The organism is Actinoplanes awajinensis subsp. mycoplanecinus (genome assembly GCF_001509495.1).
GTDB classification, from domain to species: Bacteria; Actinomycetota; Actinomycetes; order Mycobacteriales; family Micromonosporaceae; genus Actinoplanes; species Actinoplanes palleronii.
On record NZ_LLZH01000294.1, the window covers coordinates 26,960 to 44,414 of the forward strand.

A 17,455-nucleotide genomic window follows, 5' to 3' on the forward strand; every position below is an offset into this window, starting at 1 on the left:
CCGGCCGCGGAGGTCGGCGCCGGTGTCCTGCGGGTCGCTGCCGGCCTGGACCATGATTTGCCGCCCGGAGCGACTGGATGTCGATCGCGACTGCGGACGGGTCCACGGCCCGGCCGGCCTTCTCCCGTGTCTGGCAGCGCAGCAGATCGTGAATCACCTGGTCGGTGCCGTTGTCACACCACAACGCGAAATAGAAAGCTGCGAATGCAGGCCGGGGCCTCGCGACGGCGGCGAGGTCACCGGTCATGCTTCGCTCCATGAGTCTTGCCTTCCCCGTACGTCGTCGATAGGTGCCGGGCCTCGTCCCGCGTCGAGGGCGGCTCGCCGCCGCCGGGCGCGGGTGAGGCGCATCGTGAACGTGGACCGGCGGCATCCGAGCACGACCGCCGCCTGCGCGGGGGCCAGTCCGTCGAACGCAACCAGCGCCAGCACCTCCCGGTCGGCGGCGGTCAGCGTCCACCAGGCGCGGACCAGGTCGATGCGGGTGGCGGTACCGGCCGTCAGCGTCGGGCTGCCACGACTCTGCGGCGGTGACCATGCGGACGTCGACGACGCCATGACGCAGCCGTACCCGCGCCTGGTTGGCCATGACATTGCGGGCGACGGCGAACAGCCACGGCCGTGCGTCGGCGGGCACATCGCCGAGGCGTCGCCACACGGTCATGAACACCGTCGCAACGATGTCCTCGACGTCGTCAGCCGGCACCCGCCGGCGGACGAACCGCACCAGGTCGTCGTACGCCTCGGCGTGCAAGGCCCGGAAGCGCCGCTCGTCGGAACTCATCAGTCGTTTTCCTCGCTCACACCCTTTACCTGTCGGCCCCACCCTGATCGACACACCCAGCACCGCAGTTTCCTGAAATGCCAGCGGACGTGACCCGCTGTTCATCGCGTACTCGCCCGGACCAACTGGCAGAAAATCGCTGACGGACGGCCCGCACAGGATGTGCAATCCGAGGCGATAGCCGACGCCGATCAAGCCTTCGTACGACTGCGCCGCGGCGCGGGCGGCTCCTATGAGTTCCCCCGCTTTGACGGAGCGGTGGTGGCAAGCCCCGGGGTTTGATGGAGAGTCAGCCCCGCTTTCCGTCGAACGCTGCGGCCTGGCAGGCGAGTCCCATGGCCTCGTCGGGAGTCCAATCGTTCCAGCCGGGTCCGGGCTGCCACTTGCCGTCCTTCTTGATCAGCGGTTCGCCGTGCGCGACGAGGCACTTGTGGTAGTTGTCGTCGTCGTCGGCGTAGTACGGGTTCTTCTCCTCGTCCAGCTCCGGGGCGAGAACCGGCCGGAGCTTCCCGCAGGCCTTCTCGTTCTCCGGTTTCCTCGCGATGAGGCGCCCGTTGGTCTCTTCCGAGTTCCCGGAACCGCCGAGGTCCAGCAGTCCGTCCTCGGTCGTCCGCATCGGCACGCCCCGACTCTTCAGACACTGCATCCAGGGCTGCTGCATCCGAGCCTCCTCCGCGAACGTGGTGTCGGGCCGGATCACCGGTGCGGCCTGCGTCGCGGCCGAGGACACGGTCACCGGGCCGCCCGGGGATTGCAGCGACACCACTTCCGGTGCCGAATCCGGCGCGTTGCCGGAACAACCGGAGAGGAGACCGAGGGCCAAGGCGCAGGCGAGCGTGAACTTCTTGGGCATGGCGGACCTTTCGTCAGGTGGTGGCAAGGGCTTCGGTCGGGGTGAGACGAGCAGCACGCACTGAGGGGTAGACACCCGCGATCACCCCGATGAGCAGGGCGCCGCCGGTACCGGCACCGAGCGCGGACATGGGGATCACCGGCGGCCAGTGCTGGTGCACCGCATAGCCGACGGTCGCGGCCGCGCCCAGCACGCTCCCGGCGACGCCGCCGAGGACGGACAGGGCTACCGACTCGACGAGGAACTGGGTGCGGATCTGGCCGCGGTGTGCACCAAGGGCGCGGCGCAGCCCGATCTCCCGGCGGCGTTCCAGCACCGAGATGACCATCGTGTTGGCCACCCCGATGCCCCCGACGAGCAGGGCCACTGCGGCCAGGCCGAGGAAGAGTGCGCTGAAGGTGGTTTCGGTGGTGCGTTTGGCCGCGAGCGCGTCCGACGGGCGGGTGACCCGCACCATGCCGGGCGCGCCGGGCAGCACGGTGGCCGGCAACACGTCGCGGACCGCCTCGACGGCGGGCTCGGCACTGCGGACGTAGACCACGGTCGGACGGCCGTCGAAGCCCAGTTCGCGGCGGGCGGCGGGCCAGCCGACCAGCGCCGACCGGTCGATCTCGGGTGCGAGCGGGATCGGGTCGAGGATGCCGGTGACGGTGAACCAGCGGCCGCCGATGAACAGCTGCGGGCCGCCGGCCGTGTCCTGGATGCCGAGCCGGCCGGCCGCCTCCGAACCCAGGACGACGGTGGGAAAGTTCGCGGTGACGGGGTCGAACCAGCGGCCGGCGTGGACCGTGCCGTCGAGCAGCGCGAGGATGCCCGGCTGGGCGGCGAGCACCGTGGTGGCCGCAGCGTTGTCGGCACGTTCGTTGCGGGCGATGATGCTGTGCGTGTTCGCCACGGCGGCGGCGGCGGTGACCGGGGCTATCCGGGTGGCCATCGCGGCGGCGTGCTCGTCGAGTGCTACCGGCGGTTGCTGGTCGGGCAGGGCACTGGCCTGCAACAAGTTGGTGCCGAGCCCGGCCAGGTCACGCATCAGGGCCCGCTGGCTGGAGGCCGGGATGCCCATCACCACGACCATGGTGGCGATGCCGATGGCGATGCCGAGTGCGGAGAGGACCGCGCGCATCCGGCGTACCCTCAGGCCGATCAGCCCGAGCGAGACGACGTCGAGCGGCGACAGCCGGGCGGTTCTCACGACTGCCTCAGATCAGCGACGATCCGGCCGTCACGCAGTTCGACGCGGCGCGGCAGCATGGCGGCGATGTCCCGGTCGTGGGTGATCACCGCGATGGTGGTCCCCTCCGCGTTGAGCCGGCTCAGCAGGTCGAGCACGGCGTGGCCGGTGGCGGTGTCCAGGGCGCCGGTCGGCTCGTCGGCCAGCACCAGGGCGGGCCGGGTGGCCAGGGCGCGGGCGATCGCCACCCGCTGCTTCTCCCCGCCGGAGAGCTGGTGCGGCAGGTGTTCCAGCCGGTGGCCGAGACCGACCCGGTCGAGGGCCTCGCGGGCGGTGGCGCGTCGCTTCCGGCGGGGCACCCCGGCGTAGAGCAGGCCGGTGCCCACGTTCTCGGTGGCGGTGAACCCGTCGGTGAGGTGGAATTGCTGGAAGACGAAGCCGATGGCGCGCCCGCGCAGCGCGGACAGCCGTCGGTCGGACAGCTCACCCACGTCGTGCCCCAGCACGGTGACGGTGCCGCGGGTGGGCCGGTCGAGCGTGCCCATGAGGTTGAGCAGGGTCGACTTGCCGGATCCGGACGCGCCGACGATGGCCAGCAGCTCCCCGGCGGCCACGGTGAGCGAGACCCGGTCCAGGGCGGTGACGGCGCCGCCGTAGACCATGCTGACGTCGTGCACGGCCAGGACGGCGGGTGTCGCCAGGGTGGGTGTCATGAGACGGTGACCACCCGGGTGCCCTCGGCCAGGCCGTCGCCGCTGACCTCGACCAGGCCCATCGCGAACATTCCGGTCTCGACCGCGACCAGCCGCCCGCCGGCCACCTGGACGGCGTGCCCGCCCTCGCGCAACGCCAGCAGCGCCGCCACCGGCACCGCGAGGATGTCCTTACGCGACTCCCCCGCGAAGGACACCTGGACGGGCGCGGAGTCGAGGTTCTTGACCGCCTTGGCGTCCTGGACGGTGACCGTGACATCGACCTCGGCCGCAGTGGCATCCTGCCCGTCCGCCTCGGCGGGGCGGGCGTTCCGGTCGATCCGGGAGACCTTGCCGGGCGTCGTACTGCCTCCCGGCAGTTCCACCTGTACCGCGACGCCGGTCTTGATCGAGCCGAGTTCGCTCACCCGGACCGGAACGGTGACCGCTTTCTTGCTGCCGGTGACGGCGAGGATCTCGCCGGACGCCGGGTCGCCGACCTGCGCGGTGACCCGGCTGACCCGGGTGGGGCCGGGCAGCACGACGACGTCCGCCGGTTTGATCACGCCGGTCACCGGCAGTCCGGCGTCGAGCTGCCACGCCTTGATCGCCAGGATCGCCTGCGGGGTGAGAACGCCGTCGCCCGGGCGTACCGGAGGTTTCGGAGGTTTCGGCTTGGTCTGCTGCGGCTGGTCGCTGACCGGGTAGCCGAGGGCGCGCAGGTTGTCCAGCACCACCCGGACGTCACGGCCGGTCAGATCGGGGCCATTGAGCTCGCGGAACAACGGTGTCGTCCCGTAGAGCACGACGACCGGATGGTCGTCGTTGCGATAGAGCACCCCACCGCGCTTGACGGCTGCTCCGACCGACGGCAACCAGGTCACTGTTCCGCTGGTCGCCTTGACCGCCCGCGGTACGCCGTAACCGAGATTGCCGGGCATCGTCTTGGCCGTCGACAGGTCGGTACGCTCGACGGCCACGGTCGCCACCTCAACGGTGGCCCGCGGGACCGGCGCCGGCGGGCCGGCAGTGGCGTACCACTTGACTCCCGCAATCACGCCTGCCGCAGCGGCCACCGCGGCGGCGAACGATCCCACCTGCCGCCTCATCCGTCATCCTGTTCCGTCGATCGCATGTCGATCACCGTGCCGGAGGTTCGTCGCCGCCCGGTCAGCGATTTGTCGAGCGATTGTCAGATTTCCGGCGGCCGTGGCTGGTTGGCCTACAGTCGGGCCGTGCTCGCCAGAATCCTGATCGCGGAGGACGACCCCCGGCAGGCCGAGATCATCCGGCGCTACCTGCAAGCGGCCGGCTGGGACCCGGTGGTCGTCGGCGACGGCCGCGCCGCGATCACCGCGATCCGTCGACGGGTGCCCGACCTGCTCATCCTCGATGTGCTGATGCCCGAGATCGACGGCCGGGACGTGTGCCGGGTCCTGCGGGTCGACCACGACCTGCCGATCCTGATGCTCACCGCCCGCTCCAGCGCCGACGACCGGGTACTCGGCCTCGAACTCGGCGCGGACGACTACCTGGCCAAGCCATACGACCCCCGCGAGCTGGTCGCCCGGGTCCGCGCCCTGCTGCGCCGGGCGGCACCGAGGCCCACGGCCGACACGACGCTGCGGGTCGGCGCGCTCACCGTCGACACGGCCGGTCATGTCGTCCGCGCCGGCGAGCGCGACGTGCCCTGCACCCGTGGTGAGTTCGCCGTGCTCGCGGTCCTGGCCGCCGAGCCGGGACGGGTGTTCACCCGCCGCCAGCTCGTCGACCGGATCAGCGGCCTGGACCGCAACGCCACCGACCGGGGCATCGACATGCACGTGGTGAACCTGCGCCGCAAACTGGAACGCGACCCGCGCAACCCGGCGTACCTGCTGACCGTCCACGGCGTCGGATACAAACTCACCGACGGCTCCGCCGGATGAGCCGCCCCGTCCCGCCGCACCGCAGCCTCGTCGTGCGGCTGCTGGGCACCTCGGTCCTGATCGTCGTCCTGTCGGTCGGCACCGCCGCCTGGCTGGCCGCAAAGACTGCGACCCGCGCGGTCCAGGAGGAACGCAGCCAGTCGCTGGCAGGCGACTCCCAGATCTACGACACGCTGCTCGGCTTCGCGGCGACGCACCCCGGCTGGGACGGCGTCGAGCTGACCGTCCGGCACCTCGGCGAGGAGACCGGCCGGCAGATCACCCTGACCACCATGCAGGGTGAGCCGATCGCCACCACCCACCCGGGCGGCACGCTTCCCGGCCGGCCCGCCGCGATTCTCGACCCGCTCGACACCACCACCGGCATCATCGACCCCCGCGCGGTCGGCCCGTACCGACTGAGCCCGCAGGACCAGGCCCTACAACGGGCCCGGGCCGAGAAGCGCATGGACTGCCTGCTCAAACAGGGCACTCCGGCGACACTCGTCGAGCAGCCGAGCGGGCGCTCGGTCGTCCGGCTGGCCGCACGGATCCCCCGGCTGCGCATGGACTGCACGTCCGGGGAGAACGAACCCACCACGGTCGAGGCGTTCGCGCTCAAGGCCCTCTGGCGCAAAACGGCCGACTGTCTGTCTTACCGGCACCTGAACCCGGTGGAGATCAACGTCGACTTCTCCTGGTGGTACAAAGACACTGAACAGCGCGGCAGCAGCCAGGACATCCAGGACTGCGTCAGCGCAGCCCGGCGTGACCAGCTCCGCCCGTACGTCGCACCGCCGGCCCACTTGTATCTGAGTAGCTCCGTCCGGCCGCCGACACCGGTGTTCGAACTGTCCGCCGCGAGCACCCTGCGCATCGCCGGGGCCACGGCCTTCGTCCTGCTCGCCGCCGTCACCGCGACCCTGGTCGTGGGCATGCGCCTGGTCCGGCCGCTGCGCACCCTCACCGCCGCCGCCGATGGGGCCGCCCTTCGCCCGGCCCCGGTGACGATCGCCCGCAACGACGAGATCGGCCGCCTGGCCGGCGCCTTCAACGACCTTGCCGCACGCAGCGAACGCAGCGAGGTCCAGCGACGCACCATGGTCAACGACATCGCCCACGAACTCCGCAGCCCGCTGACGAACATCCGCAACTGGCTGACCGCCGGCCAGGACGGACTGGCAGACCTCGACCAGGATCTGGTCACCCTGCTGCTCGAGGAGTCCGGCCTGCTCCAGCACATCGTCGCCGACCTCGCCGACCTCGCCGAGGCCGACGCCGGCACGCTCGCCCTGCACCCGGACCGTTACTTCGTCGCCGGCCTGCTGGTGCAGGTGATCGAGGCGCATCGGGGCGCTGCCGAGCGCTGCGGCGTCACGCTGCACCACACCGTCACCGCCGACCCGGAGGCGGTCGTCGACTCTGCTCGCTTCCGGCAGATCGTGGGGAACCTGCTCGCCAATGCGATCCGGCACACCCCCGGCGGCGGCCACGTCAGCGTCCGGGCCCGCGTCGAGGCCGGCCACCTGGTCGTCGAGGTCGCCGACACCGGCGAAGGCATCGCCGTGGCGGACCTGCCCCACGTCTTCGACCGCTTCTGGCGGGCTGACAAGGCCCGCACCCGAGCCACCGGCGGCAGCGGGCTGGGCCTGTCGATCGCCCGCAAGCTGGCCCAGGCACACGGCGGCGACATCACCGCCGTCAGCGCCCTGGGCGTGGGCAGCACGTTCGCCGTGCGGGTACCCGTACCGGCCCGGCTGGGGAGCTGACGTCGGGTGTCTCGAAGATCGCTCGCTCCGAACCTGTGGTGTTGCCACCGAAGTGGCGAAGCCGTTCGACCTCACCTCAACAACCGCTTCCTCGGCGGACGTTGCACCATGCGAGCCACCCGGCGACCGTCGCCGGCAACCCGCCTCTTGGTCGTTTTACCAGTTCACGAGCCAGTGGCAGCAGCGAGACGCGACAGCCGCAGATGCCTCAGCCGTCAAGGTCACACTCGGGCGCACGACCTGTCTACCTAGCGGAGGTTGACCAAGCGGATCGACCACATCACCCGCACCGGGACGGGGCTCGCCGTCGCGATCCGCGGCCGGCGGCAGGTCGCGCCTGGTCCAGGAACTCTGCGACCGCTCCGGCTTGCCCTACCTCTACCTCACCGCGGTCGAAGGCGCATCCGTCGCCGACGGATCCGCGCGTGTCCAAAGAGGCGAGTTACTCAGGCAGGCCGCGTACGGATGGGGTGACGTATGCCGATGCCGGCCCGAATTCGCGTCTGGGGCATAGCCGCGCACCACTCGTGCCGCAAACTCAGGCGTCCGGACACGCGACCCGTCAGCGCCGACGACAGAGTGCCGGGGGTGAGTAACGGGCCTGTCGGACACTCGACTGTGCACGGTGATGTGGTGCCCTACCCTTTCTCGCCAAACCCATCAGCGCGATTCGTACCTGGAGTGGCCATGCCGAGAATCGAACAGAAATACATAGAATCGGGTAGTGCCATGGAACGAGCCCTGACCGGGGTGAGAGAGGTTCGTCGCGAACTTGGGGTCGGCGAGTGACTGCACTTTCGACAAATTGACACAGTGGCTGCAGGCCTATGTCGATACCGGCGGCCAGCTTCTTGGCAAGTGCCTCGTGCGGGCCGAGGCATTGGCGCCCATGCTGACCAAAGCCGAGCAGAAGTCCGGCTGGCTCAAAACCATGATGAAGGCGCCGACGAAGACCATTCCTCAGAGATGGGAAGGGGTCGAGGCTGCCTTGAACAAGGGACAGGCACTCGTCATCGAAGGCAGAGGCACCGAGATCAGCGGAGACCAGAGCAAGTTCGCGAAAAGCACGGGATTTCACGCCTTCGTTCTGCTGCAGGTGATCGAGGACGGAGACGGGAAAAAATGGTTCATCGGATTCGATCCGGATGTCAGCGCCACGGCCGAGACCCAGAAGCTGTGGAATAACACGATCAGGGCCACCTTCGATACCAAGGACAAGGACGAAGACCTCGGCAAATGGAACGACAAGGTCAAGGATCTGAAAGCCGATACGTTGTATGAAATCTTGACGACAATGGTTCTTGGCATGACGACTACCGGGTTCGGCCCGCTGGTCAGGAGATACGCAATCGACACGACAAAAGAGCTGGAGGGAGCTTGGCGCGGCTGAATTTCCGGAGCCGCTGCCCTCTTCGCCTTCTCCCCCAGCGCCAGCCGATGCGCTGCTGCCGGGGCGCATCCGGTTCGCTGCCACGCCATCGGATGCATAGGCGTCGCCAAAGACCGCTGTATTACCGGGCCGGTCAGCCTCGGCCCTGACGGAAGTGAGCGATCATGTCCGTACTCCAGCGCTGCACCTTGATGCTTGTCTTGATGCTCGGCTCCGTGGGCGTCGCCGCACCCGGATCCGCGGCTACCGTCCGGCCCCGCCCGATGTCCATCGCCCACGCGCGGACGCTGCCGCTGGGTAGTGTCGTCACGGTCAGCGGAACGGCGACAACCCCCTCGGGCTGGCTCGAGTCCAGCTCCTTCGACAAAGGTTTCGGGCTGCAGGACCACAGCGCCGGAATTTACGTCAGCACCGCGGTGGATCCGAACATCGTTCCCCGAGACAGAGTCCGGGTGACCGGACAACTGCGGGAAAGCTACGGCCTGCTCATCCTCGTCCCGGCCGATCCTACTCAGGTCAAGGTCGGCGGAACCGGCCCCGCGATCCGCCCGGTGCGGCTGGCTACCGGCGCCGTCGGCGAAGCCAGCGAGGGACGCCTCGTCTACGTGGTCGCCACCATCACCCAGGCACCGGCATCAGACCTGCCGTACGGCTACAAGTTCCTCGTCGACGACGGCACCGGCGAACTCACCATCTTCGTCAGCATCCAGCCCGACATCGACCTGTCCCAGCTCACGGTGGGCAAGACCGTCAAGATCACCGGGTTCGGCAGCCAGTTCGACACGCACTACGAGATCATTCCGAGGTTCCCGTCCGACATCGCCATCCTCGCGAGCTGAAAAGCCCCCTTGTCTGCGGCGGAGCGAGCAGGCATGGCGTGGTCGCTCCGCCATGGTGCCGGCCGGGGGTCGATCGTCGCAGCCGCAGTGTCGTGACTCGCCGGGTTCCCGGTGTATCAGGCGGAATTCGTTGCCCTCCGGGTCGCGCATCACGACCAGCGATTGATCGTCAAGGCCGCCGTCAGCCGGCGCTCGGTCCGTGCGGCTCTGGCATCGGCGTGGCCGGCGCCGAGCCGCCACGCAGGCCGGTGATGAGCCTGATGGTGACCGTCGCGTGGTGCCCGGCCGAGACCGTGACCCGCCGGATCGTCGCGTGCCGCGCCGTAACGCCGTCGATCGGGGTCGCTCGGATCACGTAGCTGCCCGGCGCCAACGCGACCGTGAACCAGCCGTCGGTGTCGGTCTCGACGGCGGTGAGGGTGGTCTGGCCGGTCCGGTCCAGGATGACGACGCGGGCCCGGACCGGAGTGCCGGGGCAGGGCGGGTCGGCGCGGTCGACCGGGCAGTTCACCACGACAGTGTGGCCACGCAGGCCGCCACCCGCCGGCGGTCGGCTGCTTGCCGAGGCGGACCGGGTGGCCGAGGAGGACGGGGTGGCCCAGGTGGACGGGGTCGCCGAGGTAGACGGGGTGGCGGAGGCGGACGGGACCGGCCGCTGCGACGGGCCGCGGGTGGGCGGGCCAGCCGAGGGCGCGCCGGACCCGCAGGCGGCCGGCGCCATGGCGAGGACTGCGGCGAGCGCCGCGGCGAAGGCACGGAGCGATGTGTGTGGCATTCCGGTTGGATGGTTCCGGACGGATGGCCGGTTCCGGCGGGTCCGGGCCGCCCAGGTTGGCGGGGCGGCCCGGACCTCATCGGTTCACGGCTTGATCTGGCTGATCCGGGTGGCCCAGTTGGCCAGTGCGGTACGGGTGCCACCGCAACTGCCGAAAGGAGCGGCCTCGTACTCCATCAGGGTGCAGCTCTGCGCGACGTACTCGGCGGCGACCCAGATGGTCGCCCCGTCCACCGCGGTGGCGCCGTAATCGCCCCAGCGAGGGCGCGGCGGATTGCCGAACGCCTTGTAGCCACTGAAGCCGTCCTGCGGCCCGACGCCGGCCTTGGCCAGATAGATGGCTCCCGCCCCGGTGCGCCCGTCGAACGCCGAGTACGCCGCGGACGGGTGGTACCCGGTGCCGACCAAGGTGAACGACATGACGCCGTCGCCGGCCGCGTTGATGCCGATCGCCGGATAGATCAGGTTGTTTCCGGCGAGGCCGAGTTGGCCCTGCGCGACCAGGTCGGCCCGGAGCGTTTCGTGCTGGATCCGTGGCCGCACGATGTACCAGCCGATGCCCGCCTTGGTCGCGCCGCCGACGGTGACCGCCGTGTCCAGCGCGCCGTACAGCTTGCCGTTCACGTACGTCACCTGCTGCATGCGGGTGTCGTTGCTGTCCAGCGGCGACTCGACCTCCGGCTTGGCCGGGTCGGGCTCACCCAGGAGCACCGTGGCGCAGGGGTCGTCGTTGAGGCACTCGGCCAGCGGGACGGGGCCGGGCTTCTGGTCGGAGAGCGGCGGCAGCGAATAGCGGCGTACGCCGACCCGGGTGTTCTGCAGCTGAACGTCCGGCCGGGCCGTGTCGAGAGATCTCGTGTTCGTCAGCGACCAGGTGACGATGCTGGTGGAGACGTACTCCTGGGTGCCGGTGGCCTCCTCGGCGGCGTTGGACGACAGGAAGTACGCCGTACCGTGGCGGGCCTCGTCGTAATCGCGGGTCGAGGGCGACTGCGCCGGCCAGATCGTGAAGCCGTTGCGGCCCTGGTCGGCCGCGGTCGTGTCGAGCTGGGTGACCAGCACGTCGGCGTCCCCGCGGGCCAGCGCCCGCTTGCTGAACGCGTAGATCTGCGCGCTGTTGTACTCGGTACCGAAGAACGAGTACTCGTTGGTCGTGATGTAGAACCCGTGCGCGTCCACGCCGATGTGCGGGTAGTCGCCGATGCACGGGCAGTTCGGGTGCACGGGGCTGCCGTTGCTGCCGTCGTCGGTCACGTCGAGCCGGTAGATGTCCCAGGTGCCGGCCGGGTCCGGGGTCACCGCGATGTCGAGGTGGTTGGCGCCGGTCAGGTCGCCCTCCGCCGTCGCCTCGAGAGTGAGCACGACCAGGAAGAAGTGCCGCGTGGTGGGATCGTAGAGGCAGGTCGGATCGGTGATCTCCGGTCCGAAGACGCCGGTGGTGCGGTTGATCGCCGGCGGGTACCCGTAGAACGTGTTGAGGTCGACCACACCGGTACGCCCGCTGCCGTCCGGGTTGTACACCCGGAAGGCGTCGTTGACGGCCTCGACGACGTAGCCGTTGCCCACACACAGCGCCTGGTCCGGCGGCTCCAGGCTGAACTGGTTGCCGTTGTTGGCGGTGCGCTGGTCACGGTGGTTGAGCCCGTCGAAGCTGCGCAACAGCCGTGGATTGGTGTGTACCGGGCCGGCCGCGCCCTTCGCCGTGCCCGGTGCACGGCGAAGCGGCGCCAGGCTGCGATGCGCGCCGGACGGCCCCGTGGCGGCGGTAAGACCGGCATCCGGTTCCGCGTCGCGGCGAATCTCGGTGTCGAGCGATGCGGGCAGTCCGCTGCCGGTACCGGTCACCTGGTATGAGCCGGTGCCGACCTTCTGCACGTGGCGCGTGTCCGCCGCGGGAGCCGCTGAAGCGTTCCCGGGGACTGCGAGCCAGGCGAGCGCGGTGGCGAGCGCGGTGGCGGCCACCAGGAGGCGAGTCCTGAACATGGGTCTCCTTCACCGATGAAGGCATACACCCACGTGCGGAAATAGTCACGTAGGTTGATGTGTCGATGCCAGTCTTGCCAGGTTGTGGGCAGTTGGGAAGACCGGACGAGAAGGCCGTCACTTTGATGAGCACAAATACGCTCCGGCGGGTTACGCCGGGAACCTCTACATCCAAGTGCACTTGCCCGAAGCGCCGAGGTGCCCGTTTCCACGAACCGGCCGATGTGGACTGCGACCCGCAGATGAGGCGGCATGGCGGCACGGCGGCACGGCGGCACGGTCGCAGCGACGTAGCCGGCTCGCGGCAACGGCTACGCCGCCGCTACGGCCGGTCGACTCGGTGATGTGGTGACGATGCGGGTGCTTTTGTCGTTGATGGCCTGAATGTATTTCGTGCCGTTGTGGGCGAAAGCGCCCGCTCCGTACTTCCAGAAGACGTGACGGGCTTACCGTCTGGGGTATGGCCGGAATCACACCTGCGCCCCCGAGGGACGACGTCGAGCGGCCGCGGGCCGAGCCCCTGGTGGGCAGGGGGATGATCCCCCTCTTCATTGCCCTGATCGGCTGTTTCACGGCTTGGGGCATCGCGCAGGACCTCACCACGCCGATGGTGGCCGGCTTCCAGCGGATCTTCGACATGAGCACGTTCCAGGCGTCGCTCGTCCAGCTCGCCTATTTCGGGGCGTACTTCCTGCTGGCGCTGCCCGCTGCGCTGATCAACCAGCGGTTCGGTTACAAGACCGGGATTCTTACCGGCCTCGGACTGGCGGCGCTCGGCGCCTTCCTCTTCTACCCGGCCAGCAAGATCATGACGTACGAGGCCTTCCTCGTCGCGTTGTTCGCGATGGCCGCCGGCTGCTCGATCCTGGAGACGTCCGCCAATCCGTACGTGATGTCGCTCGGACCGGAGGGGACCGCGACCCGGCGGCTGAACCTCGCACAGGCCTTCAACCCGCTGGGGACGGTCATCGGCGTTCTGCTCGCCTCCACGCTGATCCTGCCCAAGCTGGTCGACCCCGTGGACGTTGCGACGCTGACACCGGAACAGGTGCACACCATCCGCGCGGGTGAGCTGGGCGCCGTGATGGGGCCGTACCTCGGTCTCGCCTTCCTGTTGTTGATCATTGCCGTCACCATCGCCGTCCAGAAGGCGCCGACGATCATCGAGGAGTTCCCCGACGCCGGGTCGCACACCGGCGGCACCGGGCATCTCTTTCGCGTCCTGTGGCGCACCAAGCGGTACCGCTTCGGGGTGATCGCCCAGTTCGCGAACGTCGCGGCGCAGGTGTGCACCTGGACCTATCTGATCCAGTACACGCAGCAGGCCCTCGGCGGGAGCTTGCAGAAGGGCGGGTTCTACCTGCTGATCAGTCTCCTGGTGTTCCTCGGCTCGCGCTTCCTGATGACCTGGGTGATCGGCCGGGTCCGGGCCACCAAGGTGCTGGCCGCACTCGCCGCGCTGGCCGTGCTGCTGTGCTTCTTCGCCATGGCCAGTCCCAACATGGCGGGCGTCATCGCCGTTGTCTCGCTCTCCTTCTGTCTGTCGCTGATGTTCCCGACCATCTACGGCGTCGCCCTGAGCGGACTGGGACCGGCGACCAAGTTCGGTGCCGCCGGCCTGGTCATGGCCATCGTCGGCGGCGCGATCATGCCACTCGTGCAGGGCCGTCTCGTGGACAGCACCAGCGCTGCCTTCTCGTTCATCGTCCCGGCCGCCTGCTTCGCGGTGGTCGGCCTCTACGCCGTCTACGACCTGCGGGCGGCGCCGAGCGAGCACATCGGGAGCCTGACATGAGAGCCGCGCGCCGCGCGGTGGCGGCCGTTGTGGTGCTGACCCTGGCCGTGAGCGCCTGCGGCGGGCCGGACCCGTCGGATGCCACCAAGGACACCGGTGACCTCGAGGTGGTGTCGTGGTGGACCTCCGGTTCGGAGGCGGTCGCCCTGGACACGCTCCTGGCCGGCTTCCGCCAGGCGCATCCGGGAGTCGAGGCGGTCAACGCCGCGGTCGCCGGTGGGGCCGGCTCCGAGGCGATCGTCGAGCTGGCGGACCGGCTGCGGCGCCGCGACCCGCCGGACGTGTGGCAGACCTTCGCCGGCGAGTCGGTGCAGGGATACGCGGAGCGTGGCGTGGTCCGCGAGGTCTCGTCCGTGTTCAGCACCGGCGACCTGGACGCCCGGATGCATCCGACGATCCTCCGGTCGCTGAGGCACGACGGCAAACCGTACGGCGTCCCGACCGGATCGCATCGCGGCAACGTCTTGTGGTTCAACGCTCCGCTGCTCGCCCGCGCCGGGGTGACGGCGCCCTCCGGGGTCTACTCGCCCGCCCAGTTCCTGGCCGATCTGCGCAAGGTCGAGGAGTCCGGGGCCACGCCGCTCTGCCTGGGCGCCGGGGATCCGTTCACCACCGTCGAGCTCTTCGAGAACGTGCTGCTGGGCACGATCGGTGCGGCCGGCTGGCACGACATGGTCGACGACCGGCTCGACTGGCGGGGCGACGCGGTGCACACCGCGCTGCGCTCGTTCGGCGACCTGCTGGCCTACGCCGACCCCCAGGCCGACGGCATGACCTGGGACGCGGCCACGAAGAAGCTGGCCGGGGGTGGGTGCGCGTTCGAATCCATGAACGACTCGGCGTACGGCGAGCTGCTCGCGGACGGGGCCCGGGAGGGCGCCGACTTCGGGGCCGTGCCGTTCCCCGGCACCCGCGACAACTACCTCGCGGTCATCGACGTCTTCGTGGCGGCGACCGAGGCGGACAACGCCAAGAACGCCCTGGCGTTCCTCGACGGGATCAGCGACCCGGCGACCCAGCTGGCGTTCAGCCGGGCCAAGGGATCCGTGCCGGTGGTCCGCGACGTCGATGTCGCGGCCCTTCCCCCGTACCAGCGGGAGGCGTCGCGGAGCCTGTGGAACTCGCCGGTGCTGCTGTCCGTCACTCACGGCGAGGCGATGGATCCGCAGTTCCAGGAGGGTTTCTACGACGCGGTGTCGACGTATGTGCGCACCCGTGATCCCGACGCCTTCGCCGACACCCTGGAGGACGCCGTGTCCCGGGACCGGCGGCTGCCCCGCTGATCCGACTCTCCGAGAAATCATTGGCGGCGCTGGGCGGGGTGGCGGCTCAACCTGGGGTCAAGGTCGCGGTGGAGACGCCTCGATGGACCACGGACGCCTGACAGCGGAGTGTTTTCATCTCCCCCGTGGTGACCTCCACCCGCGCCGTCGCGGTCGCCGGGGCGGTCAGGTCGATGTCGTGCGGCCCGGGTGACAGCGGATACCAGCAGCGGCCCCAGCCGGCCGCGACCGTGCGCCCGTCGATGCGGACCTGCGGCGCCGCCACCCACCCGTCGTAGTCGAAGTCCACAGCGCCTTCAGCATCCACGGCGGAACCGGTGAAGCGGAGCTCCAGCAGCACCGCACCCCGGTCAGCCGGTGGCGTCGGGACCGGGGCGTCGTCGCTGATCCGCAGCGGACCGCGGCCGGGACCCGAGCGCAGACCCCGGTTCTGATTCCAGACCGGGGTGTACATGGCCTCGTGCCGACGGTTGAGATCGAAAAGGAGCCAGCAGAGCCCGGCCAGATACAGTGCGGTGCCGGGCACCATGACCAGCGGTAGCGGCGCCCCCGACCGGGTCGGGAAGACAACGATTGCCCCCACAGGGTAGTCAGCGTCACCAGCCCGACCGCCAGGCGCGGAGCGATCCGCAGCAACGGAGGCGCCTCCGAGCCGGCGGGGTGTCCTCGGTACGGAAAATCAGGCGCTCGTAGACCAGCCGGGCCACCTCACCGGCCCGGACCGTCAGCGCGAACGAACCCTCCTGGCCGCCCAGCTTCTGCGCCTCGACCACGTGCCGGCCCGGCGCGACCGGGATCAGCGCCCGCCCGAACCCGTAGATCGCCGGTTCCCCGTCGACACCGATCTGCGCGGCGAACTCCTTGCGGCTGGTCTCGCGCACGTCGACGAGGATCCCGGCGCTGCCGTCCGGCAGGGCCGCCCCCTCACCGAGCACGGTCACGGTCGCTTGCGGGTGCTCGATATCCGTCATCGGTTCGGGTCCAGGTTCCGTCGGGTCTCCTCGGGGTCGTCGCCCCCGCGAGCGTCGTACACCCGCTTTCCTTCTTGGATCGCGGTGGTGATGCCTTTGACCGCAGCGCCGGCGTAGGGACGCCAGTCCTGCAACGATGTACTCATCGCCGTGCCGGGCGTGATGAATCCGCCGGCGAACTGGCCGCCCGGACCACGCACCTGAAAAGCGGCCTGGAGCCGCCGTTCGAGGTTCGGGTGCAGTTCGGCGAGAAAGTCGGTGCCGCCGTGTCCGCGTCGGCGCCCTCTGGTAGCTCCAGTCGGCGCAGCTGCTGCGGTTCCGGGGACAGACGCTCGGTCGTCATCGCGCTCCTTCTGTATGTGGCGGAGATAGGCCATATCCAGACGCTCAACCGATGAACGACGGAGGCCGTGCCCAGAGGCCCTGATCGTCCAACCCGCCGCTAGTCCCTCTTGAGAGACCAGTCGGCGTCGCCGTCCTTGACGGTTGCGTCGTTGTACTGGGAGCTGTTCGCCAGCGGCCAGGCGCCGTTCGGGAAACTCGTCGGGTCGACGGCGTCGCCGTGCAGCGCGATCATGGCCCCCGCCTGCGCGGTGAGGAACGTGGCGAGAGTCGCGGCAGCACCGGCCAGCACGGCCGTGGTGAAGCCGGCCTCTTCCAGGACGATCGCCGCACCGACCCACGAGAAGACTGCCGAGCCGAAAGCCGCGATGGCCGCAGTCATCGCGACGATCAGCTTGGCCAGCACGGCAGCCACCGCGATGTAGAAGAGCAGCCCGGCACCTGCACACGCCGCGAGCGTGATCGACGTGGCCCCGGCAACCGATCCCACCCGGGCAGCGGCACTGGCCTGAGCACCGGCAGCGGCCAGGTACGCGTCACGCGCCTTGCCGGACCAGTCCGAGTCGTCGATGACGAGGTTCTGCGTGGCGAGGTCGGTCGAGACGGCGTTCGCCGCGCCCTTGATCTCCATCCAATTGTACGCGTCGACGAACATCCAGATCGGGGCGGTCGCGCCCTTGAGTACGTCGATGAACCAGTCGAACATCGCGATACCGAACTCAACGGTCTTGTCCGCGACGTAGTTGATCGCTTCAGCAGAGAGCGGGTCGACCCACCAGTGATTCGTGGCCTTCTGAGCCGCTGGTTTCACCTCAGCGAGCTGCGCCTGAAGCCTCTGGGTCCCGGTTTCGATCTCCTTGATGGTGGCTTCAAACTGCGCCTGGCTGAACACCCGACAGAC

The 17,455-nt window shown here is 69.5% G+C and carries 17 protein-coding genes and 2 pseudogenes; 6 read left to right on the top strand and 13 right to left on the bottom strand.

Annotated features, from left to right (window positions below; genetic code table 11):
* Nucleotides 1-46: 46 nt before the first annotated feature.
* The 7 genes and pseudogenes from ADL15_RS56890 to ADL15_RS33575 all read right to left on the bottom strand — a co-directional run.
* Nucleotides 47-196 (bottom strand): annotated as a pseudogene (locus tag ADL15_RS56890) (IS5 family transposase); the annotation flags it as partial.
* Nucleotides 197-243: 47 nt separating this feature from the next.
* Nucleotides 244-558, bottom strand: coding sequence for a sigma factor-like helix-turn-helix DNA-binding protein (locus tag ADL15_RS51985; RefSeq protein WP_083972096.1), 315 nt, complete (start codon nucleotides 556-558; stop codon nucleotides 244-246).
* Nucleotides 559-583: 25 nt separating this feature from the next.
* Nucleotides 584-889: pseudogene (locus ADL15_RS57180) on the bottom strand (RNA polymerase sigma factor); the annotation flags it as partial.
* A gap of 184 nt (nucleotides 890-1,073) precedes the next feature.
* Nucleotides 1,074-1,637 carry a hypothetical protein gene (locus tag ADL15_RS33560; RefSeq protein ID WP_067699549.1) on the bottom strand — a complete coding sequence of 188 codons (564 nt, stop codon included), beginning with the start codon at nucleotides 1,635-1,637 and terminating at the stop codon, nucleotides 1,074-1,076.
* 13 nt (nucleotides 1,638-1,650) lie between these two features.
* Nucleotides 1,651-2,829, bottom strand: coding sequence for an ABC transporter permease (locus ADL15_RS33565; protein WP_067699551.1), 1,179 nt, complete (start codon nucleotides 2,827-2,829; stop codon nucleotides 1,651-1,653).
* Nucleotides 2,826-3,521: an ABC transporter ATP-binding protein gene (locus tag ADL15_RS33570; protein ID WP_067699553.1), complete on the bottom strand. Its 696-nt coding sequence runs from the start codon at nucleotides 3,519-3,521 to the stop codon at nucleotides 2,826-2,828. The genes ADL15_RS33565 and ADL15_RS33570 overlap by 4 nt, the downstream gene beginning before the upstream one ends.
* Nucleotides 3,518-4,609, bottom strand: a complete 1,092-nt coding sequence (locus ADL15_RS33575) for an efflux RND transporter periplasmic adaptor subunit (protein ID WP_198171123.1) — start codon at nucleotides 4,607-4,609, stop codon at nucleotides 3,518-3,520. The genes ADL15_RS33570 and ADL15_RS33575 overlap by 4 nt, the downstream gene beginning before the upstream one ends.
* Before the next feature lie 126 nt (nucleotides 4,610-4,735).
* Between ADL15_RS33575 and ADL15_RS33580 the strand changes: the two genes are divergently transcribed.
* The 4 genes from ADL15_RS33580 to ADL15_RS33595 all read left to right on the top strand — a co-directional run bounded on the left by ADL15_RS33580 (nucleotide 4,736) and on the right by ADL15_RS33595 (nucleotide 9,405).
* On the top strand, nucleotides 4,736-5,428 hold the full coding sequence (locus tag ADL15_RS33580) for a response regulator transcription factor (protein WP_067699838.1): 693 nt from the start codon (nucleotides 4,736-4,738) through the stop codon (nucleotides 5,426-5,428).
* A complete protein-coding gene (locus ADL15_RS33585; protein ID WP_067699555.1) occupies nucleotides 5,425-7,176 on the top strand; it encodes a sensor histidine kinase in 1,752 nt (583 codons plus the stop codon). Before ADL15_RS33580 ends, ADL15_RS33585 begins: the two co-directional genes overlap by 4 nt.
* 805 nt (nucleotides 7,177-7,981) lie before the next feature.
* Nucleotides 7,982-8,566 (top strand): hypothetical protein, encoded by a 585-nt coding sequence (locus ADL15_RS33590; protein ID WP_157441766.1) that lies wholly within the window; start codon nucleotides 7,982-7,984, stop codon nucleotides 8,564-8,566.
* 263 nt (nucleotides 8,567-8,829) lie between these two features.
* Nucleotides 8,830-9,405: a single stranded DNA-binding domain-containing protein gene (locus tag ADL15_RS33595; RefSeq protein ID WP_198171125.1), complete on the top strand. Its 576-nt coding sequence runs from the start codon at nucleotides 8,830-8,832 to the stop codon at nucleotides 9,403-9,405.
* 181 nt (nucleotides 9,406-9,586) lie between these two features.
* On the opposite strand, the gene ADL15_RS33600 is transcribed toward ADL15_RS33595, so the two are convergent.
* Together ADL15_RS33600 and ADL15_RS33605 are read right to left on the bottom strand one after the other, a co-directional pair.
* Complete coding sequence (locus ADL15_RS33600; protein ID WP_067699561.1) at nucleotides 9,587-10,180, bottom strand: carboxypeptidase-like regulatory domain-containing protein; 594 nt, start codon at nucleotides 10,178-10,180, stop codon at nucleotides 9,587-9,589.
* 84 nt (nucleotides 10,181-10,264) lie between these two features.
* Nucleotides 10,265-12,163 carry a hypothetical protein gene (locus ADL15_RS33605; protein ID WP_067699563.1) on the bottom strand — a complete coding sequence of 633 codons (1,899 nt, stop codon included), beginning with the start codon at nucleotides 12,161-12,163 and terminating at the stop codon, nucleotides 10,265-10,267.
* A gap of 535 nt (nucleotides 12,164-12,698) precedes the next feature.
* On the opposite strand from ADL15_RS33605, the gene fucP reads away from it, so the two are divergent.
* Nucleotides 12,699-13,958 carry an L-fucose:H+ symporter permease gene (gene fucP, locus ADL15_RS33610; protein ID WP_198171126.1) on the top strand — a complete coding sequence of 420 codons (1,260 nt, stop codon included), beginning with the start codon at nucleotides 12,699-12,701 and terminating at the stop codon, nucleotides 13,956-13,958.
* Nucleotides 13,955-15,241: an ABC transporter substrate-binding protein gene (locus ADL15_RS33615; protein ID WP_067699567.1), complete on the top strand. Its 1,287-nt coding sequence runs from the start codon at nucleotides 13,955-13,957 to the stop codon at nucleotides 15,239-15,241. The genes fucP and ADL15_RS33615 overlap by 4 nt, the downstream gene beginning before the upstream one ends.
* Nucleotides 15,242-15,287: 46 nt before the next feature.
* On the opposite strand, the gene ADL15_RS33620 is transcribed toward ADL15_RS33615, so the two are convergent.
* The 4 genes from ADL15_RS33620 to ADL15_RS33635 form a co-directional block, all read right to left on the bottom strand.
* Entirely contained in the window at nucleotides 15,288-15,824 is a 537-nt protein-coding gene (locus ADL15_RS33620) for a hypothetical protein (RefSeq protein ID WP_157441767.1), read from the bottom strand.
* A gap of 13 nt (nucleotides 15,825-15,837) precedes the next feature.
* Complete coding sequence (locus ADL15_RS33625; protein WP_067699571.1) at nucleotides 15,838-16,212, bottom strand: hypothetical protein; 375 nt, start codon at nucleotides 16,210-16,212, stop codon at nucleotides 15,838-15,840.
* On the bottom strand, nucleotides 16,209-16,589 hold the full coding sequence (locus ADL15_RS53400; RefSeq protein WP_157441768.1) for a hypothetical protein: 381 nt from the start codon (nucleotides 16,587-16,589) through the stop codon (nucleotides 16,209-16,211). Before ADL15_RS53400 ends, ADL15_RS33625 begins: the two co-directional genes overlap by 4 nt.
* A 65-nt stretch (nucleotides 16,590-16,654) precedes the next feature.
* Nucleotides 16,655-17,446 carry a hypothetical protein gene (locus ADL15_RS33635; RefSeq protein ID WP_067699578.1) on the bottom strand — a complete coding sequence of 264 codons (792 nt, stop codon included), beginning with the start codon at nucleotides 17,444-17,446 and terminating at the stop codon, nucleotides 16,655-16,657.
* Nucleotides 17,447-17,455: the final 9 nt, after the last annotated feature.